The 21,300-nt window shown below is 62.2% G+C and carries 27 protein-coding genes; 16 read left to right on the forward strand and 11 right to left on the reverse strand.

What is annotated here, in order from left to right:
* The first annotated feature begins 7 nt into the window (after positions 1–7).
* The 3 genes from GGD57_RS23565 to GGD57_RS23575 are packed head-to-tail and all read left to right on the forward strand — an operon-like array spanning position 8 to position 1,544.
* The gene (locus GGD57_RS23565) at positions 8–775 is read left to right on the forward strand and encodes a heme ABC transporter permease (RefSeq protein ID WP_184472661.1); all 768 of its coding nucleotides are present in this window, start codon (positions 8–10) and stop codon (positions 773–775) included.
* Positions 772–939 carry a heme exporter protein CcmD gene (ccmD, locus tag GGD57_RS23570; RefSeq protein WP_184472662.1) on the forward strand — a complete coding sequence of 56 codons (168 nt, stop codon included), beginning with the start codon at positions 772–774 and terminating at the stop codon, positions 937–939. The genes GGD57_RS23565 and ccmD overlap by 4 nt, the downstream gene beginning before the upstream one ends.
* Complete coding sequence (locus GGD57_RS23575; RefSeq protein WP_184472663.1) at positions 936–1,544, forward strand: DsbE family thiol:disulfide interchange protein; 609 nt, start codon at positions 936–938, stop codon at positions 1,542–1,544. The genes ccmD and GGD57_RS23575 overlap by 4 nt, the downstream gene beginning before the upstream one ends.
* Before the next feature lie 8 nt (positions 1,545–1,552).
* Here GGD57_RS23575 and GGD57_RS23580 read toward each other — a convergent pair whose 3' ends face one another.
* From GGD57_RS23580 to GGD57_RS23605, 6 genes are all read right to left on the reverse strand, one after another.
* A complete protein-coding gene (locus GGD57_RS23580; RefSeq protein ID WP_184472664.1) occupies positions 1,553–2,140 on the reverse strand; it encodes a DUF2585 family protein in 588 nt (195 codons plus the stop codon).
* The gene (locus GGD57_RS23585) at positions 2,137–2,781 is read right to left on the reverse strand and encodes a septation protein A (protein ID WP_184472665.1); all 645 of its coding nucleotides are present in this window, start codon (positions 2,779–2,781) and stop codon (positions 2,137–2,139) included. Before GGD57_RS23585 ends, GGD57_RS23580 begins: the two co-directional genes overlap by 4 nt.
* 78 nt (positions 2,782–2,859) lie before the next feature.
* A complete protein-coding gene (gene ftsY / locus GGD57_RS23590; RefSeq protein ID WP_184472666.1) occupies positions 2,860–4,413 on the reverse strand; it encodes a signal recognition particle-docking protein FtsY in 1,554 nt (517 codons plus the stop codon).
* A 16-nt stretch (positions 4,414–4,429) separates the two neighbouring features.
* Positions 4,430–5,704: a tRNA (N(6)-L-threonylcarbamoyladenosine(37)-C(2))-methylthiotransferase MtaB gene (mtaB, locus tag GGD57_RS23595; protein WP_184472667.1), complete on the reverse strand. Its 1,275-nt coding sequence runs from the start codon at positions 5,702–5,704 to the stop codon at positions 4,430–4,432.
* On the reverse strand, positions 5,701–6,606 hold the full coding sequence (dapF, locus tag GGD57_RS23600) for a diaminopimelate epimerase (RefSeq protein WP_184472668.1): 906 nt from the start codon (positions 6,604–6,606) through the stop codon (positions 5,701–5,703). Before dapF ends, mtaB begins: the two co-directional genes overlap by 4 nt.
* A 112-nt stretch (positions 6,607–6,718) precedes the next feature.
* Positions 6,719–6,943, reverse strand: coding sequence for a hypothetical protein (locus tag GGD57_RS23605; RefSeq protein ID WP_184472669.1), 225 nt, complete (start codon positions 6,941–6,943; stop codon positions 6,719–6,721).
* Between the two features lie 404 nt (positions 6,944–7,347).
* Here GGD57_RS23605 and ffh point away from each other — a divergent pair, with 404 nt between their 5' ends.
* The 11 genes from ffh to GGD57_RS23660 all read left to right on the forward strand — a co-directional run bounded on the left by ffh (position 7,348) and on the right by GGD57_RS23660 (position 15,849).
* Positions 7,348–8,922, forward strand: coding sequence for a signal recognition particle protein (ffh, locus tag GGD57_RS23610; RefSeq protein WP_184472670.1), 1,575 nt, complete (start codon positions 7,348–7,350; stop codon positions 8,920–8,922).
* A gap of 16 nt (positions 8,923–8,938) precedes the next feature.
* On the forward strand, positions 8,939–9,259 hold the full coding sequence (locus GGD57_RS23615) for a chorismate mutase (protein WP_003543666.1): 321 nt from the start codon (positions 8,939–8,941) through the stop codon (positions 9,257–9,259).
* 47 nt (positions 9,260–9,306) lie between these two features.
* On the forward strand, positions 9,307–9,678 hold the full coding sequence (gene rpsP / locus GGD57_RS23620) for a 30S ribosomal protein S16 (RefSeq protein WP_085738669.1): 372 nt from the start codon (positions 9,307–9,309) through the stop codon (positions 9,676–9,678).
* Positions 9,679–9,792: 114 nt separating this feature from the next.
* Positions 9,793–10,362, forward strand: a complete 570-nt coding sequence (gene rimM / locus GGD57_RS23625) for a ribosome maturation factor RimM (protein ID WP_184472671.1) — start codon at positions 9,793–9,795, stop codon at positions 10,360–10,362.
* Positions 10,362–11,063, forward strand: a complete 702-nt coding sequence (trmD, locus tag GGD57_RS23630) for a tRNA (guanosine(37)-N1)-methyltransferase TrmD (RefSeq protein WP_184472672.1) — start codon at positions 10,362–10,364, stop codon at positions 11,061–11,063. Before rimM ends, trmD begins: the two co-directional genes overlap by 1 nt.
* Before the next feature lie 212 nt (positions 11,064–11,275).
* Complete coding sequence (gene rplS, locus GGD57_RS23635; protein WP_085738670.1) at positions 11,276–11,821, forward strand: 50S ribosomal protein L19; 546 nt, start codon at positions 11,276–11,278, stop codon at positions 11,819–11,821.
* Positions 11,822–11,960: 139 nt separating this feature from the next.
* Positions 11,961–12,758, forward strand: coding sequence for a transporter substrate-binding domain-containing protein (locus GGD57_RS23640; RefSeq protein ID WP_184472673.1), 798 nt, complete (start codon positions 11,961–11,963; stop codon positions 12,756–12,758).
* Between the two features lie 16 nt (positions 12,759–12,774).
* Positions 12,775–13,578 (forward strand): amino acid ABC transporter permease, encoded by an 804-nt coding sequence (locus tag GGD57_RS23645; RefSeq protein ID WP_184472674.1) that lies wholly within the window; start codon positions 12,775–12,777, stop codon positions 13,576–13,578.
* Complete coding sequence (locus GGD57_RS23650) at positions 13,579–13,776, forward strand: hypothetical protein (RefSeq protein WP_184472737.1); 198 nt, start codon at positions 13,579–13,581, stop codon at positions 13,774–13,776. It begins immediately after the preceding gene.
* Positions 13,777–13,848: 72 nt separating this feature from the next.
* Positions 13,849–15,258, forward strand: coding sequence for a 3-isopropylmalate dehydratase large subunit (leuC, locus tag GGD57_RS23655; protein WP_085738673.1), 1,410 nt, complete (start codon positions 13,849–13,851; stop codon positions 15,256–15,258).
* Between the two features lie 240 nt (positions 15,259–15,498).
* Positions 15,499–15,849, forward strand: coding sequence for a cell surface protein (locus tag GGD57_RS23660; protein WP_184472675.1), 351 nt, complete (start codon positions 15,499–15,501; stop codon positions 15,847–15,849).
* A 122-nt stretch (positions 15,850–15,971) separates the two neighbouring features.
* On the opposite strand, the gene GGD57_RS23665 is transcribed toward GGD57_RS23660, so the two are convergent.
* Both GGD57_RS23665 and GGD57_RS23670 read right to left on the reverse strand, forming a co-directional pair.
* Positions 15,972–16,802, reverse strand: coding sequence for an aldo/keto reductase (locus tag GGD57_RS23665; protein WP_184472676.1), 831 nt, complete (start codon positions 16,800–16,802; stop codon positions 15,972–15,974).
* A gap of 133 nt (positions 16,803–16,935) precedes the next feature.
* Positions 16,936–17,457, reverse strand: coding sequence for a L,D-transpeptidase family protein (locus GGD57_RS23670; protein ID WP_184472677.1), 522 nt, complete (start codon positions 17,455–17,457; stop codon positions 16,936–16,938).
* Between the two features lie 166 nt (positions 17,458–17,623).
* On the opposite strand from GGD57_RS23670, the gene GGD57_RS23675 reads away from it, so the two are divergent.
* Complete coding sequence (locus GGD57_RS23675; RefSeq protein WP_003582964.1) at positions 17,624–18,307, forward strand: response regulator transcription factor; 684 nt, start codon at positions 17,624–17,626, stop codon at positions 18,305–18,307.
* Positions 18,308–18,421: 114 nt separating this feature from the next.
* Positions 18,422–18,877, forward strand: coding sequence for a cyclic nucleotide-binding domain-containing protein (locus GGD57_RS23680; RefSeq protein WP_184472678.1), 456 nt, complete (start codon positions 18,422–18,424; stop codon positions 18,875–18,877).
* A gap of 33 nt (positions 18,878–18,910) precedes the next feature.
* Here GGD57_RS23680 and GGD57_RS23685 read toward each other — a convergent pair whose 3' ends face one another.
* The 3 genes from GGD57_RS23685 to GGD57_RS23695 all read right to left on the reverse strand — a co-directional run bounded on the left by GGD57_RS23685 (position 18,911) and on the right by GGD57_RS23695 (position 21,260).
* Positions 18,911–19,696: an ATP-grasp domain-containing protein gene (locus GGD57_RS23685; protein WP_184472679.1), complete on the reverse strand. Its 786-nt coding sequence runs from the start codon at positions 19,694–19,696 to the stop codon at positions 18,911–18,913.
* Positions 19,696–20,499, reverse strand: coding sequence for an exodeoxyribonuclease III (locus tag GGD57_RS23690; RefSeq protein ID WP_184472680.1), 804 nt, complete (start codon positions 20,497–20,499; stop codon positions 19,696–19,698). Before GGD57_RS23690 ends, GGD57_RS23685 begins: the two co-directional genes overlap by 1 nt.
* 92 nt (positions 20,500–20,591) lie before the next feature.
* The gene (locus GGD57_RS23695) at positions 20,592–21,260 is read right to left on the reverse strand and encodes an outer membrane lipoprotein carrier protein LolA (RefSeq protein ID WP_184472681.1); all 669 of its coding nucleotides are present in this window, start codon (positions 21,258–21,260) and stop codon (positions 20,592–20,594) included.
* Positions 21,261–21,300: the final 40 nt, after the last annotated feature.

Genomic DNA, 21,300 nt, shown 5'->3' on the forward strand with positions numbered 1-21,300 from the left:
AGCGGTCATGAGCCAAACGAGCCTTGCCATCAGCAAATTCAGCGATCTCGCCAACCCGACGCGGTTTCTGGCGCTGGCAGCGCGCATCATTCCCTGGCTGTCCGGCATCACCGCCCTCTGTTTCGCCGCCGGCCTCTATCTGAGCTTCGCCACCGAAGGCGATTATCAGCAGGGCGAGACCGTGCGCATCATGTATATCCACGTGCCCGCGGCCTGGCTTTCGATGATGTGCTACACGATCATGAGCGTTTCGGCGATCGGCACGCTGGTCTGGCGCCATCCGCTGGCCGATGTCTCCGCCAAGGCGGCAGCCCCGCTCGGCGCCGCCTTCACGCTGCTGGCGCTCGTCACCGGCTCGCTCTGGGGCAAACCGATGTGGGGCACCTGGTGGGTCTGGGATGCCAGGCTGACCTCCGTCTTCATTCTCTTCCTGATGTATCTCGGGCTGATTGCGCTCAGCCGCGCCATCGACGATCCTTCAAGAGCGGCGCGCGTCTCCGCCGTGCTCATCCTGGTCGGCTTCGTGAACATCCCGATCATCAAGTTTTCCGTCGACTGGTGGAACACGCTGCATCAGTCGGCAAGCGTAATGCGCCTCGACGGCCCGGCGATCGATCCGGAATTCCTGCGCCCGCTCTTCGCCATGGCGATCGCCTTCACCCTGCTCTTCTTCACACTGCATATCATGGCAATGAGGAACGAGATCTGGCGCCGCCGCATCGCCGCCCAGCGCCGCCTCGCCGCCCGCATGGCCAGCCGCGAGGAACAGACGTGACGCACGCCTTCTACGTCTACGCCTCTTATGGTTTTGCAGCCCTCGTGACGGTCACCGTCACGCTCTGGACCTGGGCCGACGGCCGGGCGCGCCGCCGGGAACTTGCGAGCCTGGAAGCCGCGGGCATCCGCCGCCGCTCGGCGCGTGCGAAGGGGGACGAATGAGCGAGGCACCGGAAACCACGACCGCCAAGCCGCACGGGCGCGGCAGCTACGTGCTGGCGCTTCTGCCGCTGATCGTTTTCGGGGGCATTGCGGCAACCGCCGCAAAGATGCTCTACGACCAGGATTTTCACGGCAAGGACATCACCGAAATCCCTTCCGCCCTGATCGGCACCAAGGCGCCGGCACTGAACCTTCCGCCGCTCGAAGGCGCCAACCTGCCGGCGCTGACCGATGCCGCGATCAAGGGCAAGCTGACCCTCGTCAACGTCTTCGCCTCCTGGTGCGTCCCCTGCCGGGACGAACATCCTGTTTTGAAAGAACTGGCAAAAGACGGACGGCTGAACATCGTCGCCATCAATTACAAGGACAAGAACGACAACGCCCTGCGTTTCCTCGGCGAACTCGGCAACCCCTACAAGGCGATCGGCATCGATCCGAACGGCAAGGCGGCGATCGACTGGGGCGTCTACGGCATTCCGGAAAGCTACCTCGTCGGCCCCGACGGCACCATCCTCTACAAGCGCGTCGGCCCCTTCGACGATGTCAGCCTGAAGGAAGGCCTGTTTCCGGCGATGGAAAAGGCGCTGGGGAAGCCGGCTTCTTAAGGTAGACTCTAAAGCCCGCTCTGCCAGACCTTGATCGCCTCCACCGGCCAGATCAGCATCACCACGTTGAGCGTCAGGTTGTCGCGGATCACGTAGCCGGTGAAAATCTCGAAGAAGATGGCGATCGCCACCGTCAGCGCCACCGGGGCGCGTGATGCGAAGAAGAAGCCGACGCACATGAAGACGGTATCCATCGCCGAATTCAGGATGCTGTCGCCGTAATAGTCGAGCGCGATCGTCGCCGTGCGGTAACGGTCGATGATAAGAGGCGAATTCTCCAGCAGCTCCCAGCCGGATTCGATGAACAGTGCCAGAAGCAGCCTCGCCACCAACGGCTTGCGGCGCAGGATGAGATGGCCGAGCCCGTAGAACAGGAAGCCGTGGATGATGTGCGACGGCGTGTACCAGTCCGACAGATGCTGCGAATTGCCGCTGGTATTGACCCCGCCCTCCCACAGCTTGACATAACCGCAGGCGCAGATCGGCACGCGGCCCATCAGATATTCGGCGACGATTTGGGTAAGCAGCACCGCAAGGCAGGCGACAAACCAGTAGGTCTGGTGTTTCACACGATATTCGACGTCTGCAGCACTCACTTCTCACCGTCCGTTTCGGGATTGACGCTATGCTTGAGCACCAGCGGCATCTGCGCCAGCGTGAAGATGACGGTGATCGGCATCGTGCCCCAGACCTTGAAAGCAACCCAGGTATCGTCCGAAAAATTGCGCCAGACGACTTCGTTCAGCACCGCAAGGAAGAGGAAGAAGATGCCCCAGCGGATGGTAAGCTTGCGCCAGCCCTCGGCATCGAGCTGGAAGGCGGCGTTGAAGACATAGCCGAGCAATGACCGGCCAAAGGCGAGCCCGCCGAGCAGCGTCACCCCGAAGAGCGCGTTGACGATGGTCGGCTTCATCTTGATGAAGGTCTCGTTCTGCAGGTAGATCGACAGCGAGCCGAAGATCAGAACGACGATGCCGGAGACGAAGGGCATGATCGGCAGATGGCCGAGCACGATCTTCGAAACGACAAGCGAAAGAACGGTCGCTGCCATGAACAGCCCGGTCGCGACGAACAGCGGCCCGCCCAGCTCGGAAAGAGCCGGAAATTTTTCCACCAGCCACTGGCCGCGCAGATTGGCGAAGAAGAAGATCAGCAGCGGCCCGAGTTCCAGCGCCAGTTTCAGCAGCGGGTGATGCCGGTCGGCCGCGGATTGGGTGATGTCGCTTTCGGTGCTCATGCCTTCTTCAAACCTGTTCTTCCTGGAAACCTGCGTGCCGGCCGTGCCTTGCAGGCTTTCGGCGGCATATCTGTGGCATCATTGCCCAAGCCCGGCAATGGCATGCGCGAAATCCTCCGCCTCGAACGGCTCCAGATCGTCGACCCCCTCGCCGACGCCGATGAAATAGACCGGCAGCTTGTGCTTGGCGGAAATGGCGACGAGGATGCCGCCGCGTGCCGTGCCGTCGAGCTTGGTCATGATCAGGCCGTTGACGCCGGCGACGTTGCGGAAAATCTCGACCTGGCTCAGCGCATTCTGTCCCGTCGTGGCGTCGAGCGTCTGCAGCACGGTATGCGGCGCATCGGGATCGAGCTTGCCGAGCACGCGCACGATCTTCTCGAGCTCGGCCATCAGCTCGGCCTTGTTCTGCAGGCGGCCGGCGGTATCGACGATCAGCACGTCGCATTTCCGGGCTTTTGCCTGTTCGAAGGCGTCGTAGGCAAGGCCGGCGGCATCGGCGCCGAGCTTGGTGCCGATGAATTCGGAATTGGTCCGCTCGGCCCAGATTTTCAGCTGCTCGATCGCCGCCGCGCGGAACGTATCGCCGGCGGCCAGCATCACCTTCAGTCCGGCGCCGGAAAGTTTGGCCGCGAGCTTGCCGATCGTCGTCGTCTTGCCGGTGCCGTTGACGCCGACGACGAGGATGACATGCGGCTTGTGCGAGAGGTCGAGCTGCAGCGGCTTGGCGACCGGCTTCAAAACCTTGGCAATTTCGGAGGCCATGATCCGGCTGACATCTTCGCCGGTGACATCCTTGCCGTAGCGCTCGGAAGCGAGCGTATCGGTGACGCGCAGTGCGGTCTCGACGCCGAGATCGGCCTGGATCAGCAGATCTTCGAGATCCTGCAGCGTCTCGTCGTCGAGCTTGCGCTTGGTGAAGAGCGCGGCGATCTGGCCGGTCAGCTGCGAGGAGGTGCGCGCGAGACCGTTGCGCAGGCGCTGGAACCAACTGAGTTTGAGTTGCGGGGCAACGGGTTCGGGTTCGGCAACCTTCGGGCCGGTGGCGAAGCCTTTGGGGAGGATGGGCTCAACAGCCGGCGCCGATTCTGTCGACTCCGGTGATGGCAGGGGTGTTTCGACCGAAAGCTCGCGATCCGCGGCCTCCCCCCCTACCCTGCCGGGCATCCCCCCCACAGGTGGGGGGAAACTCGCGGCGATGTTTTCCGCCACCTTGAGTGCATCATCCGAAGCGGCGGACCCACTCTCCATATCCATTGCCTGGCGATCGGCATCCGCGTGCCCAGTCCCCCCACCTGTGGGGGGGACGCCCGGCAGGGTAGGGGGGGTATCTTCCTCCGCTTCCGCCTCGGCTTCCAGCAGCGACAGCGGCACGACACCCATATCGCTGAGCTGGTCCGGAGCCGGCAGGATCGCGGGCTCGGCATCGTCTCGCTCTTCCTCAGCGTCCTGCACGATATCGGCAGCAGGGCCGCCGGCCGTTTCCATTTCCTCGGCAAGAACGGGATCATCCGCAATCGGCAGATCTTCGTCGCGCGAGCGTGGCTCCAGCTCCCTTTCCACGGCCTCGGGCACAGGCTCTTCAGCCGGCTTGCCGAAGGTGAAGACCTTTTTGATGAAACTGAGCGCCATGGGGATTCCGTGAAAGTCAGGCCGCGGCAGCGGCCGTCAATTGCATGTCGAGATGTTTGCCATTGTGGCCGGTGATCGTGACCGGCACAAGTTCGCCGGGACGAAGGCCGGGGGCTGCGACCAGCGTGAAGTTTTCCGTATGCGCCAGGCCGTTGTTTTCGACAAGCAGCCATTGCCGAGTTCCAACCATGCCGTCGAGATGGGATTGATGCAGCCTATGTCCAGTGGCGCGCAGCCTTGCGGCGCGATCCTTGACCAGCGACCGGTCGAGCTGCGGCATGCGGGCGGCCGGCGTGCCGGGCCGCGGGCTGTAGGGAAAGACATGCAGATGCGCAATACCGGCCTCTTCGGCGAGCCGCACTGTATTGTCGAACATCTCTTCGGTTTCCGTGGGAAAGCCGGCAATCATATCGGCGCCGAAGCTCATCTCCGGGCGAAGCCGGCGCGCATCCTCGATGAAACGCAGCGCATCGGCGCGCGAATGCCGGCGCTTCATCCGCTTCAGGATCAGGTCGTCGCCATGCTGCAGCGACAGGTGCAGATGCGGCATGAAGCGCGGCTCGTCGGCAATCAGGTCCATCAGATGGGCATCCGCCTCGATGCTGTCGATCGAGGAAAGCCGGAGGCGCCGGATTTCAGGGAGCTGTTTCAGTAGCGTCTTCGCCAGGAGGCCGAGCGTCGGCGCGCCCGGCAGATCGGCGCCATAGCTGGTGGCGTCGACGCCGGTCAGCACGATTTCGCGATAACCGCTGTCGGCGAGCCTGCGGGCCTGGTCGACGACCGCCCCCATCGGCACGGAGCGGGAATTGCCGCGGCCATAGGGGATGATGCAGAAGGTGCAGCGGTGGTCGCAGCCGTTCTGCACCTGGATGAAGGCGCGCACATGGCCATCGATATGCCTGACCATCTGCGGCGCCGTCGCCTTGACGCTCATGATATCGTTGACGCGCAGCTTCTCTTCGGCCGAAACGCCAAAATCCGGCAGGCTGCGATAGGAGGCGCTCGAAAGCTTTTCCTCGTTGCCGAGCACCGCATCGACCTCCGCCATCTCGGCAAAGGTCTGTTTTTCCGTCTGTGCGGCGCAGCCGGTGACGATGATACGGGCATGCGGATTGTCGCGCCGTGCGCGGCGGATCGCCTGGCGGGCCTGGCGCACGGCTTCGCCGGTCACCGCACAGGTGTTGACCAGGATGGCATTGTTCAGCCCGGCCTTTTCAGCCTGCGCCTTCATCACTTCGGATTCATATGTGTTGAGGCGGCAGCCGAAGGTAATGACCTCGACGCCGCTCACTGCGCCCCCGCCTCTTGGGTACCATCGCGCGACCAGAGACCTGTCGACGGATCGAGCCTGCCCGACCATTCCCATTCGGCCGGGCCGGTCATGATGACATGGTCATCGCGCTCGCGCCATTCGATCGAAAGTGTCGCCGGCGGCTTGGCGCTCGCCACATTGATCGTCACCTTGCGGCCGGTGCGGCCGGTGCGCGCCGCGCTGACGGCAGCCGAACAGGCGGCCGAACCGCAGGCAAGCGTCAGTCCCGCGCCGCGCTCCCAGGTGCGCGTCGTCATCGATGTCGGCGAGGTCACCTGCGCCAGCGTGATATTGGCGCGCTCGGGAAACATCGGATGGTTTTCGAGCAGTGGTCCAAAACGGGCGAGATCGTAGGACATGACGTCCCGATCCACCCAGAAGATCGCATGCGGGTTGCCCATCGACATTACCGACGGCGAATGCAGCACCGGATTGTCGATCGGGCCGATCTGCAGTTCGATGCGGCTGGTGTCGTGGAATTCTTCCGCCAGCGGAATCCTGTTCCAATCGAAGACCGGCCGGCCCATATCGACGGAGATCGTCCCGTCTTCATGCTCGACGGCGTTGAGGATGCCGGCGACGGTCTGGAAGGTAAAAGCCTTTCGGCCGGTCTCGGCGGCAAGCGCCTGCACGACGCAGCGCGTGCCGTTGCCGCAGGCCTGCGCCTTCGAGCCGTCGGAATTCAGGATATCGATGAAAGCATCGGTGCCATCGGCCTTCGGATCATGGATCGCCATGATCTGGTCGAACTCCGTCTGCGGATCGGCATTGAGCGCGACCGCCGCGACAGGCGTCACCTTATCAGGCCGTCCGCGCATGTCGACAACCAGGATCTTGTTGCCAAGCCCGTTCATCCTCGCGAATTCGACCGTTGCGCTCATGATATCATTCCGTCCGTCTTTCCGCTGTATATGGCGGAAATGCGAAGGAATTACCAGTGGGTGAGTGCCGGGCAAACATTGCCGCCGGCCGCTCTTTCGAAGCGGTCCGGCTTTACCGCTTGGCGCCGTCGATGTCGAAAGACGCCGCATGCGCTTCGACGATCGCGGCGGTGATGACCTTTCTCAGCTCGTAGACCAGCGAGCGGGACCGCTTGCGATCCAGATCCTGCGCCGCCTTGGCAAGGCTAAGGCCTTCGTTCAGGACAATATGGTGAGCCCGTGCCAGCGCCCAGCTCTCAATATCAGGATTTATCATTCGATATCTCCGCCGGATCATCCGGCATCAAGGATATTTACGAATCATTTTACAGGATACACTTAAGTAGAAAGTAGAATCACAAGTGGAATATTTTGCAACTGGCCTCTATGGCGAATTTGGCCTGCCCGCGGCGATTTTTGGCCGCTCGCAGCCACATTATGTCGCTTCCGAAAAGCCCGCCACGCGGTCATCTGTCCGCATTCGCCTTGACTTTACCGGCACTTTCCTGTTTATCGCGCCCAATCCGCGACGAGCCGCATGACTCCGAGCCGCCGACCGGGACTTCGAGATCCCGGAGGTCAACACCCGACAGCGCGATGCGCCCTCGGGTGCTTTTTGGCTTTGCGTCTTGTTTTCGTCAAGGAAAAGCACGACGTTTCCGGGCATATCGAACCCGCCCGAAACGTATCAAGGAAGAGCCGATGTTTGAAAACCTCCAGGACCGTCTTGGATCCATTCTGAATGGACTGACAGGCCGTGGCTCGCTTTCGGAAGCCGATGTTTCCGCAGCGCTGCGCGAGGTTCGCCGTGCGCTGCTGGAGGCCGACGTCGCGCTCGACGTCGTGCGTTCCTTCACCGACCGCGTGCGTGAAAAGGCCGTCGGCGCCGAGATCCTGAAGTCGATCAAGCCCGGCCAGATGGTCGTCAAGATCGTCCATGACGAACTGATCGAGATGCTGGGCGGCGAAGGTGTGGGCATCGACCTGCATGCGGCCGCCCCCGTCGTCGTCATGATGGTCGGCCTGCAGGGCTCCGGCAAGACGACGACGACGGCCAAGATCGCCCATCGCCTGTCGACGCGCGACAAGAAGAAGGTGCTGATGGCGTCGCTGGATACGCGCCGCCCGGCAGCCCAGGAGCAGCTTCGCCAGCTCGGCGCCCAGGCCAGCATCGACACGCTGCCTGTTATCGCAGGCCAGTCGCCGACCGATATCGCCGCCCGCGCCGTGCAGGCGGCGAGACTCGGCGGCCATGACGTCGTCATTCTCGATACCGCCGGCCGCACCCATATCGACGAGCCCTTGATGGTCGAAATGGCCGACATCAAGAAAAAGTCGAACCCGCATGAAATCCTGCTGGTCGCCGACAGCCTCACCGGCCAGGACGCCGTCAATCTCGCCCGCAACTTCGACGAACGCGTCGGCATCACCGGCCTTGTCCTCACCCGCATGGACGGCGACGGTCGCGGCGGTGCCGCCCTTTCGATGCGCGCCGTCACCGGCAAGCCGATCAAGCTGATCGGCGTCGGCGAGAAGATGAGCGAGCTCGAAGAGTTCCATCCCCGCCGGATCGCCGACCGCATTCTCGGCATGGGCGATATCGTTTCGCTCGTCGAACGCGCCGCGGAGAATATCGACGCCGAGAAGGCGGCGGCCATGGCCGCCAAGATGGCCAAGGGCAAGTTCGACCTGAACGACCTCGCCGACCAGCTGCGCCAGATGCAGAAGATGGGCGGCATGGGCGGCATCATGGGCATGATGCCGGGCATGGCCGGCATGAAGGACAAGATGGCCGCAGCCGGCCTCGACGACAGGCTTTTCGGCCGCCAGATCGCCATCATCCAGTCGATGACCAAGGCCGAGCGCGCCAATCCCGACCTGCTCAAGCATTCGCGCAAGAAGCGCATCGCCGCCGGCTCCGGCACCGACGCCGCCGCCATCAACAAGCTTCTGAAAATGCACCGCCAGATGGCCGACATGATGAAGATGATGGGCGGCAAGGGCAAAGGCGGCCTGATGAAGCAGATGATGGGCGGCCTTGCCGGCAAGATGGGGCTTGGCGGTGGCATGGGCGGCATGCCCGATCTCTCGAATATCGATCCCCGCCAGCTCGAAGCCCTGCAGAAGCAGGCGGAAGCTGCGGGGCTTGGAAAACCGGGTGGGGGTATGCCCGGTCTCGGCGGTCTGCCGGGTGGTTTGCCGGGCCTCGGCGGCGCCAAGCTGCCGGGCCTTGGCGGTGGTTTCCCGGGATTGCCCGGATTGCCGAAGAAGAAGTGAAAGGATCGCTTGCCCCATGATTGATCCAAACGTCAAAGCCCAGCTCGCGAGCTACCGTCAGTCGATCGACAATATCGATGCCGCTCTCGTGCACATGCTGGCCGAACGCTTCCGCTGCACCAAAGAGGTCGGCGTGCTGAAGGCCAAATACAATCTGCCGCCGGCCGACCCGGCGCGCGAGGAATACCAGATCGAACGCCTTCGCCAGCTGGCAAAGGCCGCCAATCTGGACCCGGATTTCGCCGAGAAGTTCCTGAACTTCGTCATCAAGGAAGTCATCCGGCATCATGAGCAGATCGCTGCGGACCACGCTGAACAGAGCGCCGCAGCCCGATAACCACACCGCCCACGAAGCGGTCAAGAAAAGCCTAAGGAGTAAAGAACATGGCACTGAAAATTCGTCTCGCCCGCGGTGGCTCCAAGAAGCGCCCGTACTACCACGTCGTTCTCGCCGATGCGCGCAGCCCGCGTGACGGCCGCTTCCTCGAAAACCTCGGTTCCTGGAACCCGATGCTCGCCAAGGACGACGAGAAGCGCGTTCAGCTGAATGCCGAGCGCATCAAGCACTGGATCGAAAACGGCGCCCAGCCGACCGACCGCGTTCTGCGTTTCCTCGATGAAGCCGGCGTTGCCAAGCGCGAAGCCAAGAACAACCCCGAGAAGGCAAAGCCCGGCAAGCGCGCCCAGGAACGCGCCGCAGAAAAGGCTCAGAAGATCGCTGACGCCGCTGCTGCTGCTGCCGACGCCGCGGAATAATCGGGATAGTCCCTATCGAACGGGCGGCATGGCGACATGCCGCCCGTTTTCGTTTCCAATCCTGCGCACTTCGTTTATGAGAGGCCTGTCTTTCGGCTTCACATGAAGGAACCCATGACAAAGCTTGAAAACCCCGTTCTGATGGCGACGATCGGTGGCGCACAGGGCCTCCGGGGAGAGGTGCGCGCCAAGGCCTATACGGCCGACCCGAGCGCCCTTGGTGACTACGGCCACCTGCACAGCATGGACGGCCGCAGCTTCGAAGTGCTCGAAATTCGCGAGACGAAGAATATGGTCGTCGTCCGTTTCCGGGGCATCAACGACCGCAATGCCGCCGAGGCGCTGAACGGCCTGGAACTCTATATCGAGCGTGACAACCTGCCCGACGAGGAGCTGGAGCACGACGAGTTCTACTACGCCGATCTCGAGGGGCTCGAGGCACGCGACGACCAGGGCGTGAGCTACGGCACGGTCACCGGCGTCTTCGATTTCGGCGCCGGCGATCTCCTGGAGCTCAAGGGTCCGGGCAAGCGCCCGGTGCTGATCCCCTTCTCCGAAGCCTCGGTGCTGGAGATCGACCTCGAAGCCGGCACGCTGCTGATCGATCCGCTGGCGGCAGGACTGGTCGACGATCCCGAAGAGCTTTCGAAATTCACCGCGGACAAGCCGAAAAAGAATAAGTGATGTCCTTCCGGGCGAGCGTGCTGACACTCTATCCGGAAATGTTTCCGGGACATCTGGGCTTCTCGCTCGCCGGTAAGGCGATGGAACGAGGGCAATGGTCGCTTGACGCCGTGCAGATCCGCGATTTCGCGACCGACAAACACCGCACCGTCGACGACACCCCGGCCGGCGGCGGCGCCGGCATGGTGCTGAAACCGGACGTTCTCGCCCGGGCGATCGACAGCACCGCGCAAAACGACACCCGCCCGCGCCTGCTGATGAGCCCGCGCGGCCGGCCGCTGACACAGGAGCGTGTTCGCGAGCTTGCCGCCGGCGACGGCGTCATCATCGTCTGCGGCCGCTTCGAGGGCGTCGACCAGCGGGTGATTGAGGCGCGCGAACTGGAAGAGGTCTCGATCGGCGACTATGTGCTGTCAGGCGGCGAGCCGGCGGCGCTGATCCTGCTCGACGCCATCATCCGCATCCTGCCGGGTGTCATGGGCAACGATCTCTCCGGCCTGCACGAGAGCTTCGAAGGCGGGCTGCTGGAACATCCCCATTATACCAGGCCGCAGGCATGGGAAGGCCGGGAAATCCCGTCGATCCTGACCTCGGGCAATCACGGCGCCATCGAAAAATGGCGGCACGAGGAGGCGGTGCGGCTGACGCGGGAGCGGCGGCCGGACCTCTTCGAAAGGGCGAAAACCGAGAAAAGCGGCTGAATCAGCCCTCCCCTTCACAAAAATGTCGTGCGAGGGATGACAAGCCCCGGCCTTTCGTGTATTGGCGCACGCGGAAATGGGGTTAGCCCCGTCTGCCAGCAAACAAAGAATGGCGAACCCGCTCCCGCCCGCAAGGGCAAAGTCCCGAGGCCAGTTCCGAAGGATCAGTGTCGAGCGCTCTGGCTGTTTCAGAAGAACCAAAGGTTAAGACGATGAACATCATTCAGCAGCTTGAGGCCGAACAGGCCGCCAAGATCGAAGCCAAGCGCACCCTTCCTGAATTCTCCCCGGGCGACACCGTCCGCGTCAACGTGAAGGTCACGGAAGGCAACCGTACCCGCGTTCAGGCCTATGAAGGCGTCTGCATCGCCCGCTCCGGCGGCGGCCTGCAGGAAAACTTCACGGTCCGCAAGATCTCCTACGGCGAAGGCGTCGAGCGCGTATTCCCGGTTTACTCGCCGATGATCGAAAGCGTCGACGTCGTTCGCCGCGGTAAGGTCCGTCGCGCCAAGCTTTATTACCTCCGCGACCGTCGCGGCAAGTCTGCCCGTATCGTTGAAGACACCGGCGTCCGCGCCCGCAAGCTCAACGACGCCGAGCGCGCCGCCGTTGCCGAGGAAAAGGCACGCATCGAAGCTGAAAAGGTTGCAGCCGCCCAGGCGCTCGCCGCCGAGAAGGCAGCAGCAGAAGCAGCCGAAGCCAAGGCCGCTGCTGAAGCAGCCGCCGCTGCCGCCGCAGCGGAACCGGCAGCAGAATAAGATCTGCGCAAAATTCTATTCCTGGAAAGGCGGCCTTCGGGTCGCCTTTTCTATTTTTTGCTTCGCCACGCAGCCCGCGGCCTTGCCTCGGGCCTATCTTCCGTGACAGTTTTCGCCGTTCAATTGAGGGAACCGTTCAATGTTGTTTCGCCGCACCGTTCTTGCTGGCTTTGCCGCCCTTGCTCTTCTGCCGCTTGCCGCATCGGCCGCCGAACTGCCGGATCTCGGCGGCAAGAGCGTCGTCGTCGTCACCGAGAATGCCTATCCGCCGCTGCAGTTCATCGATCCGAAATCGGGCAAGGCGATCGGCTGGGAATATGATGCGATGAACGAGATCGCCAAGCGGCTGAACGTCAAGATCGAATATCAGAACACCAGCTGGGACGCGATGATCCAGGCGGTGTCCGACGGCCAGTACAATATCGGCATGACCGGCATCACCATCAAGGAAGACCGCAAGCAGAAGGTGGATTTCTCCGATCCCTACATGCGCTCGCAGCAGTTCATGCTGGTGCGCGGCGACGAGAAGCGCTTCACCGACGCCAAGTCCTTCGCCGAAATCAAGGATGGCCTGGTCGGCGCCCAGCCCGGCACCACGCCTTTCTATACGGCTGTCTATGAAGTGCTCGACGGCAACGAACAGAACCCGCGCATCAAGCTCTTCGAAACCTTCGGCGCCACCGTCCAGGCGCTGAAGGCCGGCGACGTCGACGTCGTGCTGACCGACGGCACTGCCGGCAAAGGCTACGTCGACGCCTCGGGGGGCGCCCTGAAGCTGATCGGCGGGCCGCTCGGCACCGAGGATTTCGGTTTCATCTTCCCGAAAGGCTCCGATCTCGTCGCCCCGGTCAACGCCGCCATTTCGGCACTCAAGGCCGACGGTACGCTGGATGCGCTGAACAAGAAGTGGTTCCTCGACTACAAGATGGGCGAATGACGCCGGGCAACTGCTGATGGCCGTACGCCCGTCTCACGTCAAGGACGACTATCCCTGGTGGCTGGTCGCGCTCGTCGCGATCGGCATCGTCCTTGCCGCCGTCATCGTCACCAACGATATCTACGCCCAGGTTTTCCGCACCGTGGTCAACGGCGTCGGCATCACCGTCTTCGTCACGCTGGTCGCCTTCGTGCTCGCCACGGTGCTCGGCCTCGGCATCTGCCTGCTCGGCATGGCCGACAGCCAGGTCGCGCGGCAGATCGCGCGATTCTACATCGAGACCATCCGCGGCATCCCGATCCTCGTGCTCTTATTCTACGTCGCCTTCGTCGGTGCCCCGGCTCTGGTCGCCGCCTATAATTTTCTGATTTCGCCGCTGGTGACCTCAGGCATGGCCGAGCCCATCCTGGTGCGCGACCTCTCGCTGATGTGGCGGGCGATCATCGCGCTGACGATCGGTTATTCCTCCTTCATCGCCGAAATCTTCCGGGCCGGTTTCCAGTCGGTCGATCTGGGCCAGATCGAAGCGGCCAAGGCACTCGGCCTTTCCCGCTACCGGCGCTTCCGCTCCGTCGTCTTCCCGCAGGCGGTCCGGGTGATCTTCCCGCCGCTGTCCAACGATTTCGTCTCCATGGTCAAGGACAGCTCGCTCGTCTCCGTGCTCGGCGTCGCCGACATCACCCAGATGGGCAAGGTCTATGCCGCCGGCTCCTTTCGCTTCTTCGAGACCTATTCGATCGTCACCTATATCTACCTGATCCTGACGATCGGCCTGTCGCTGGCGCTGCGGCGCACGGAGAAGTGGCTGAAATCGCGGTGAATGATCAACAGCCGCGCCATCGCGGCCGGCCCTCTGATGATTCAAATTGAAGCCGCCGCGAAAAATCGTTATATGCAGGCGATGGAATCCAAGTTCAGATGCACTGGCGCGCATATTTTCGTGCTGCAGGACCATTATCGCCTGCCGGCGCGGTTTTTTGCCTGCGTGTCCGGTGCGCTCAACAGCCGACTTCGTTGATCGAATGACGGCCGCGGAGCCTGATCCGCATTCTCGATTTTCCAAAGCTTCCAAAAAAACGGACTTAACGCCATGAGCGCACCGCGTACCCTCTACGACAAGATCTGGGACGATCATCTGGTCGACGAACAGGCAGACGGCACCTGTCTTCTCTACATCGACCGCCATCTGGTCCACGAAGTCACCTCGCCGCAGGCATTCGAAGGCCTGCGTATGACCGGCCGCAAGGTTCGCGCCCCGGAAAAGACGCTCGCCGTCGTCGACCATAACGTTCCGACGTCACCCGATCGCCATCTCGGCATCAAGAACGAGGAAAGCCGCATCCAGGTTGAGGCGCTCGCCACCAACGCCGCCGAATTCGGCGTCGAATATTATTCGGCAAGCGACAAGCGCCAGGGCATCGTCCACATCGTCGGCCCGGAACAGGGCTTCACCCTGCCCGGCATGACCATCGTCTGCGGTGACAGCCACACCTCGACACACGGCGCCTTCGGCGCGCTGGCGCACGGCATCGGCACCTCCGAGGTCGAGCATGTTCTGGCGACCCAGACGCTGATCCAGAAGAAGGCGAAGAACATGCTGGTGCGTGTCGACGGCCTGCTGCCGCCGCACGTCACCGCCAAGGACATCATCCTCGCCATCATCGGCGAAATCGGCACCGCCGGCGGCACCGGCCACGTCATCGAATTTGCCGGCGAAGCGATCCGTTCGCTGTCGATGGAAGGCCGCATGACCATCTGCAACATGACGATTGAAGGCGGCGCCCGCGCCGGCCTGATCGCGCCCGATGAAAAGACCTTCGAATATATCAAGGGCAAGCCGCGCGCGCCGAAGGGCGAAGCGCTGGAACAGGCGATCGCCTATTGGAAGACGCTGCAGACCGACGAAGGCGCTCACTATGACCGCGTCGTCGTGCTCGACGCCGCCAGCCTGCCGCCGATCGTCTCCTGGGGCTCCTCGCCCGAGGACGTCATCTCCGTCCAGGGCATCGTGCCGAACCCCGACGATATCCAGGACGAGACCAAGCGCACCTCCAAGTGGCGCGCGCTCGATTATATGGGTCTGAAGCCGGGCACGAAGATGACCGACATCACCCTCGATCGCGTCTTCATCGGCTCCTGCACCAACGGCCGCATCGAGGATCTGCGCGAAGTCGCCAAGGTCGTCGAAGGCAAGACGGTCGCCGCCACCGTCGATGCGATGATCGTTCCGGGCTCCGGCCTCGTCAAGGAACAGGCGGAAGCCGAAGGCCTCGACAAGATCTTCAAGGCCGCCGGCTTCGACTGGCGCGAGCCGGGCTGCTCCATGTGTCTTGCGATGAACGACGACCGCCTGAAGCCGGGCGAGCGTTGCGCCTCGACCTCGAACCGCAATTTCGAAGGCCGTCAGGGCTTCAAGGGCCGCACACACCTCGTCTCGCCGGCCATGGCGGCCGCGGCCGCGATCGCCGGCCACTTCGTCGATATCCGCGAGTGGAACTGATCTGTCATCCGACAATAAGAGAATGAAAACCGCCCGATGCGCCCAGCGCATCGGGCGGTTTCGTATTTCATGGCGCCGCTGCCTCGGTTGACGACCGTTATGACAGAGCGGGCAAGCCCGTTTGTGCAGGGCCGCGCCTGTCCATTTTCATCCTTTCGGGCAATCGACATCGGAAAACGCGTATGGCCTCATTGAGATAGGCGCAATATCGGCGAACACCGCGCCATCGGGGGAATGGCCATGAGGCGGAAAAGGGTACGGAGTTTACTGCAAGCCGGCTTGATCGTATTTGCATCGCAGGCATCGATCGACGTCGCCGAGGCCGCTCCGATCCGTCCGGCGATAGGACCAGTCACGGCCGCTTCCGATCTGCTGCACCAGATCACCCAAAGCAAGATACCCTATCTCAACGGATATCGGGGCTATGGCAGCGCCCGGTCCGGCTATATCAAGAGCGCGAACGGCTATTGGTATCCGGCGGGCGCCTTCGACGACTATTATACCGGCTCGATCAGACGGCCGCAGCGCCTGAACGACAGCTGCGACCACGGCTTTGCGCCGACCAACGGATCCTCGAACTGCAATTATTGACGGGAAGGCGGTACCCCCGACAACGCCGCCCCGGATGAGCTCTCCTCCGGGGCGGTCGCCGATGGACCTGCTTAGGGGCATGTCGCACAAAGATGTGTGACGGCTCTGATGATCCCAGGCGGTCAGAAGGTTGCCGTCATCGGGTCCGGTCCCATGCGGGTGCCGGCGCTGTCGAGCCTGGCGATCGCCGCCATGTCGTCGGCATCGAGCTTGAAGTCGAACACCTGGAAATTCTCCGCGATGCGCGACGGCGTCACCGACTTCGGAATGACGACGAGGCCGCTATCGATGTGCCAGCGGATGATGACCTGAGCCGGCGTCTTTTGATGTTTGCGTGCGATCTCGCCGATAGCGGCATTCGAGATGAACTTGCCCTGGCCGAGCGGGCTCCAGGATTCGGTGGCAATGTTCAGTTTCTTGTGCGCCTCCTGCGCCGGCTTCTGCTGGAAGTCGGGGTGCAGCTCGATCTGGTTGATGACGGGAACGACGCCTGTCTCGCCGATGATGCGCTCCAGATGCTCCGGCGTGAAATTCGACACGCCGATCGAGCGGGCCCGGCCCTCTTCGCGGATACGCACGAAGGCCTTCCATGTCTCGGTATAAAGGCCGCGATGCGGTGACGGCCAGTGAACGAGATAGAGGTCGACATAGTCGGAACCGAGCTTCTTCAGGCTGCTGTCGAAGGCGCTGAGCGTATTGTCGTAGCCCTGGTCGGTGTTCCTGAGCTTGGTGGTGACGAAGATATCCTTGCGGTCGAGGCCGGACGAGCGGATGCCTTCGCCGACGCCCTCTTCGTTGTCGTAACCGGACGCCGTGTCGATATGGCGATAGCCGGCGGCAATTGCGGTGCGCACCGTCGGGGCGGCAATATCCTGCGGCGTCTGCCAGACACCGAGCCCGACCTGGGGAATGGAATGTCCGTCATGGAAAGTGATGATGGGTTGAGCGGTCACAATATATCTCCGGGAGTTTGAAGAATTGGACGAGGCGTGGATTGCGTCAGCACAGATGCAAACGTCCCGGAACGCATTTCAGCCGCAGCGTTCGGTCACCGGAAACATATAGGCAGCCGCATCCGGAAGACAATCAGAGGACGCGGACAATCGTTCCCTTTCGGACGTGCGGCAGAAGGCGGCGCATGTCGCTGGGGCTCACCGCCACGCAACCGGCCGTCGGCTCGTAGCCCGGCCTAATCAAATGGAAGAAGATTGCCGAGCCGCGATAACGCGCCCGCGAGGAAATGTTCCAGTCCATCACCAGGCAGATATCGTAGAGCCCGTCGCCGCGCCGCATCTCCTCATGGCTTGCGCCGAACGGCGCCCTGACGAGGCGGTTGTAGCTGGCATTCCCAGGCTGATCGCACCAGAGCATGTCGGCGCGGATGCGGCGGATGGGAAGAGACGTGACGAGCCGGCCGTTCCGATCGCCACGCCGGAAGCCGGATATCAACCTCATCGAGGCGATCGGCGTGGCGCCGTCGCCCTCGCGTTTGATTACGGTGCGGCCGGACCGGCCGATCGCCGCGAGCACGGTGATCGCGCCGAGCCGGACGATTGCCCGGCTCTTCTTCCCCGGCACCGGCCGAACCACGATCGTCGGCGGCTTCATCCCCGGCTCCCGCCTTGTTTTTTCCATTTTTCTCGCATGTCTTGGATTGTCTGGGACTCCAATTGAAATCATATGAAAACCTGCGCGGCAACAGTCCGCCGCCCGATCCTTGCCAAACCAGGAATTTGGCGTAGGACTAGGGAACTTAACATGAGGACGCAACGGCATGACCGCACGCACCATTCTTCTGGTGGATGACGACGACGACCTTCGTCAGACGCTGACGGAGCAATTGTCGCTGTATGAGGAATTTTCGGTTCTGCAGGAAGCCAATGCCGGCAAGGGTGTTGCGACTGCCCGCTCGACACCCGTCGACCTGCTGATCATGGATGTCGGCCTGCCCGATATGGACGGCCGCGAGGCGGTAAAGCTGCTGCGCAAAGGCGGCTTCAAGGCGCCGATCATCATGCTGACCGGCCACGATACCGATTCGGATACGATCCTCGGCCTCGAAGCCGGCGCCAACGACTATGTCACCAAGCCCTTCCGCTTCGCCGTACTGCTCGCGCGCATTCGCGTGCAGCTGCGTCAGCACGAACAGAGCGAGGATGCGACCTTCACCGTCGGCCCCTACCTGTTCAAGCCGAGCCAGAAGCTGCTGACGACAGATAACGGCCAGAAGATCCGGCTGACGGAAAAGGAGGCGGCGATCATCCGCTACCTCTACCGTGCCGAACAGAAAGTGGTCACCCGTGACGTGCTGCTCGAAGAGGTTTGGGGCTATAACTCGGGCGTGACGACGCATACGCTGGAAACCCACGTCTACCGCCTGCGCCAGAAGATCGAACGCGATCCCTCCAATGCCGAAATCCTCGTGACGGAAAACGGCGGCTACAAGATCATTCCCTAAAACATTTCCGTTTTCTCCGAATCATGGAAATGCTCTATCTCTTGGTTTTCACGCAATTCCCGGCAAAAGCGTTTCACGCCTTGCCTGGCAATTGCTCTAAGGCGAAAAGCCCGTATGGCGCTGACTGACGACATCCGCATGCTCGCGCAGCTTCCTTTGTTCAAGGACATGAACGAGGATCAGCTGCGCCTGATCGCCTTCGGCGCCGACCGGCGCCTGATCGCAGCCGGCCAGATGCTGTTTCGCCAGGGCTCACCCGCCGAGAGCGCCTATGTCGTCCTCAGCGGCAGCCTGGAGCTGAGCGTAACAGGCAGCGACGGCATTCAGAGGGCAGAAGGGGTCGCCGGTCCCGGAACGCTGATCTCCGAGCTGGCGCTGGTCACGCTGGTGGAGCGTAAATTCACCGCGGTCGCCCGCGAGGACACCAGCATCATCCGCATCACCCGCGCCCTCTTCCATCGGCTGATCGAAGAATATCCGGACGCCGCCCGGCTGATCGAGAACCGCATCCGCGACAATATAGCCGAACTTGCGGCAAAGGCCGCAAGCCAGTTCTATCGCTTCAGCTGAGCCCTGTGGCCCGCAGCCATACAGCGCAAACCGTCAGCTGTGCGCCAAGCTGTCGATTGCTGCGGCAAGCTTGACCAGGTCTGCGGCGTAGAATCCTGCAGCGTTGAGGCAGTTCGTCTCAAGCAGCTTCAATCCCTCTTCGGTACGGCAGACATCGATGACATAGGCCGGCGAGTAGCCGGGATTGATGTCTACCATCCGCTGCCCGAACTCCAGCACATCGGCATCGATCTCGTGGCGATGAATGACACGTGATCCATCCTTGTACAGCGAGTAGGTGACGATCCGATCGTTGACAGCCCAGAGACGCCATTCGCGCAGGATGCGGACAGGCTTGGTGAACATCAGCAGTGTGTCGTGGCGAAGCGATCCTGCCGGAATTTCATCTTCGTCGAGCGCGAGGACCCGTTCCGCCATGCGGATGATCTCATCCGTCGATTTGACATTGCCGGGTTCCTCCTTGCTGTCGTCAACGGGACGCAGGAACCATTCCCTTCCATCGTCTGCCAAATGGGCAGGGACATCTCGGAGGACAAGGAACAGCGCGTCGGCTCCATTGAGAAGATAGGGATGCCACGCCTGTTCCTGGACGAAAGGGCGCAGCTTGAACATACCCGGCCGGTAACCGTTCGCCTCGGCATTCCTCCACAGCGAATACGAGCCGAACATAACCACGGAGCCTGGATCGGTGACGACCGGCTTGGGAATGAGTTCGCCGACGAACGGAACGACCTTGTGCCATGTGTACGAGATGCCGAGCCGGTCGAGCGCCTCGGCCAGCTTATGAGTGTCCTCGAACTCCTGGAGAAGCCACTGCATCAGAAATCGAAATGCGCCGTCACCGGCACGTGGTCAGAGGGTCGATCCCAGCCGCGCGCCTCCTTGAGGATCTCGATGCGCTTGAGATGCGGCCCGAGATCCGATGACGACCAAATGTGGTCGAGACGGCGGCCGCGATCGGCAGCCTCCCAATCCTTGGCGCGGTAGCTCCACCAAGTATAGAGCTTTTCGCTTTCCGGCACATGCTGGCGCATCAGATCGTGCCAGCCGCCGCGCTTCATCACCTCGAGCAGCCCGTCGGTCTCGACGGGCGTATGGCTGACGATCTTCAGGAGCTGCTTGTGCGACCAGACATCGTGCTCCAGCGGCGCGATGTTCAAGTCGCCGACGAGAATCGACGACGTATTCGCCTCGCCATTGGCTTTCAGCTGCTTCATCTCCTCGATGAAATCGAGCTTGTGGCCGAATTTCGGATTGATCGTCCGATCGGGCTCGTCGCCGCCGGCCGGAACGTAGAAATTATGCAGCCGGATGCGGCGATTGCCGCGCTCGACGATCGCCGAGATGTGGCGGGCATCGCCGACACCGCAATAATCCTGCCGGTGATCCTCCGTCAGCGGAATGCGCGAGGCGATCGCGACGCCGTGATAGCCCTTCTGGCCATGGATGATGATGTGATCGTAGCCCATCGCCCGCAGCGGTGCGGCCGGAAAGAGCTCGTTCGGCACCTTGGTTTCCTGCAGGCAGAGAATATCCGGCCTGTGCTTGAGAACGAGCTGCTCGACGATCGGCATGCGCAGCCGCACCGAGTTGATGTTCCAGGTGGTGATCGAAAAGCTCATGCCCCATGCCCTCTCACGCTTTCATGAAAGGGCTTTAGAACAAAGGCGGACCGGAGGGAACTGCCCGCATACGGCGATCAACCGAAAACGCCTCAATCACGAGACTGCGGTGTGCCCGGAATGGTCTCATAGGGCACGCGGAAAACGCGATCGTCGAACTGCACGCCTGTCTTGACGTTGAAGATCATCACCGACGTGTCCTTGCCCTGATTGTCGGTGATCGTCCACTGACGCAGGTCGTAGGTCTTCGGATCGAACATCATGGTGATGGTCGAGTTGCCGAACACCGTATTGTTGCCGAGCGCGATCGTCGTCAGATCCGACTCTTCCTTGACGCCCTTCACCATGCCGGCCGACAAGTCGATATGCTGCGCGAGCAGCAGGCTGAGCGGCGTCTTGGAGAGCGGATAGAGATCCCAGGTTTTCAGCTTGGTATTGCCGATGGCGACGTTCTTGCCGTCGGCGATCACCCGCATCGGCGACGGGTCGTCATAGTTGAAGCGCAATTTGCCGGGGCGCTGGATGAAGAATTTGCCGCCGGTCTGTTCGCCGCGCGGGCCGAACTGCACGAATTCGCCCTGCATCGTCGTGACGCCGGAGAAATGATCGGCAATCGCCTGCGCAGTGCCGGAGGCGGGAGCTGCCGCCTGTGCGTGGGCGCCGAGGGGAATGGCGCTCGCCGCCGCGGCGATCGCAAAGGCACCGAGGAGATCGCGCCGCGTTACCGTCAGGCCGGAGAGGAAGGCGTCGGAATTACTCATCTAAATCTCCTTTATGCGATCTGCATGCTGCCGAAAGGCG

The sequence above is a fragment of the Rhizobium esperanzae genome, assembly GCF_014197615.1.
GTDB classification, from domain to species: domain Bacteria; phylum Pseudomonadota; class Alphaproteobacteria; order Rhizobiales; family Rhizobiaceae; genus Rhizobium; species Rhizobium esperanzae_A.

Bases quoted from the DNA above. Each gene is read 5' to 3' on its own strand.
- rpsP (WP_085738669.1), top strand. From the start codon at position 9,307: ATGGCACTGAAAATTCGTCTCGCCCGCGGTGGCTCCAAGAAGCGCCCG.
- dapF (WP_184472668.1), bottom strand. From the start codon at position 6,606: ATGAGCGCAACGGTCGAATTCGCGAGGATGAACGGGCTTGGCAACAAG.
- ffh (WP_184472670.1), top strand. From the start codon at position 7,348: ATGTTTGAAAACCTCCAGGACCGTCTTGGATCCATTCTGAATGGACTG.
- GGD57_RS23585 (WP_184472665.1), bottom strand. From the start codon at position 2,781: ATGAGCACCGAAAGCGACATCACCCAATCCGCGGCCGACCGGCATCAC.
- GGD57_RS23680 (WP_184472678.1), top strand. From the start codon at position 18,422: ATGGCGCTGACTGACGACATCCGCATGCTCGCGCAGCTTCCTTTGTTC.
- rplS (WP_085738670.1), top strand. From the start codon at position 11,276: ATGAACATCATTCAGCAGCTTGAGGCCGAACAGGCCGCCAAGATCGAA.
- leuC (WP_085738673.1), top strand. From the start codon at position 13,849: ATGAGCGCACCGCGTACCCTCTACGACAAGATCTGGGACGATCATCTG.
- GGD57_RS23660 (WP_184472675.1), top strand. From the start codon at position 15,499: ATGAGGCGGAAAAGGGTACGGAGTTTACTGCAAGCCGGCTTGATCGTA.
- GGD57_RS23690 (WP_184472680.1), bottom strand. From the start codon at position 20,499: ATGAGCTTTTCGATCACCACCTGGAACATCAACTCGGTGCGGCTGCGC.
- GGD57_RS23645 (WP_184472674.1), top strand. From the start codon at position 12,775: ATGGCCGTACGCCCGTCTCACGTCAAGGACGACTATCCCTGGTGGCTG.
- GGD57_RS23695 (WP_184472681.1), bottom strand. From the start codon at position 21,260: ATGAGTAATTCCGACGCCTTCCTCTCCGGCCTGACGGTAACGCGGCGC.
- GGD57_RS23575 (WP_184472663.1), top strand. From the start codon at position 936: ATGAGCGAGGCACCGGAAACCACGACCGCCAAGCCGCACGGGCGCGGC.
- GGD57_RS23640 (WP_184472673.1), top strand. From the start codon at position 11,961: ATGTTGTTTCGCCGCACCGTTCTTGCTGGCTTTGCCGCCCTTGCTCTT.
- GGD57_RS23650 (WP_184472737.1), top strand. From the start codon at position 13,579: ATGATCAACAGCCGCGCCATCGCGGCCGGCCCTCTGATGATTCAAATT.
- GGD57_RS23565 (WP_184472661.1), top strand. From the start codon at position 8: ATGAGCCAAACGAGCCTTGCCATCAGCAAATTCAGCGATCTCGCCAAC.
- GGD57_RS23605 (WP_184472669.1), bottom strand. From the start codon at position 6,943: ATGATCCGGCGGAGATATCGAATGATAAATCCTGATATTGAGAGCTGG.
- trmD (WP_184472672.1), top strand. From the start codon at position 10,362: ATGTCCTTCCGGGCGAGCGTGCTGACACTCTATCCGGAAATGTTTCCG.
- GGD57_RS23670 (WP_184472677.1), bottom strand. From the start codon at position 17,457: ATGAAGCCGCCGACGATCGTGGTTCGGCCGGTGCCGGGGAAGAAGAGC.
- ftsY (WP_184472666.1), bottom strand. From the start codon at position 4,413: ATGGCGCTCAGTTTCATCAAAAAGGTCTTCACCTTCGGCAAGCCGGCT.
- GGD57_RS23685 (WP_184472679.1), bottom strand. From the start codon at position 19,696: ATGCAGTGGCTTCTCCAGGAGTTCGAGGACACTCATAAGCTGGCCGAG.
- GGD57_RS23615 (WP_003543666.1), top strand. From the start codon at position 8,939: ATGATTGATCCAAACGTCAAAGCCCAGCTCGCGAGCTACCGTCAGTCG.
- GGD57_RS23675 (WP_003582964.1), top strand. From the start codon at position 17,624: ATGACCGCACGCACCATTCTTCTGGTGGATGACGACGACGACCTTCGT.
- rimM (WP_184472671.1), top strand. From the start codon at position 9,793: ATGACAAAGCTTGAAAACCCCGTTCTGATGGCGACGATCGGTGGCGCA.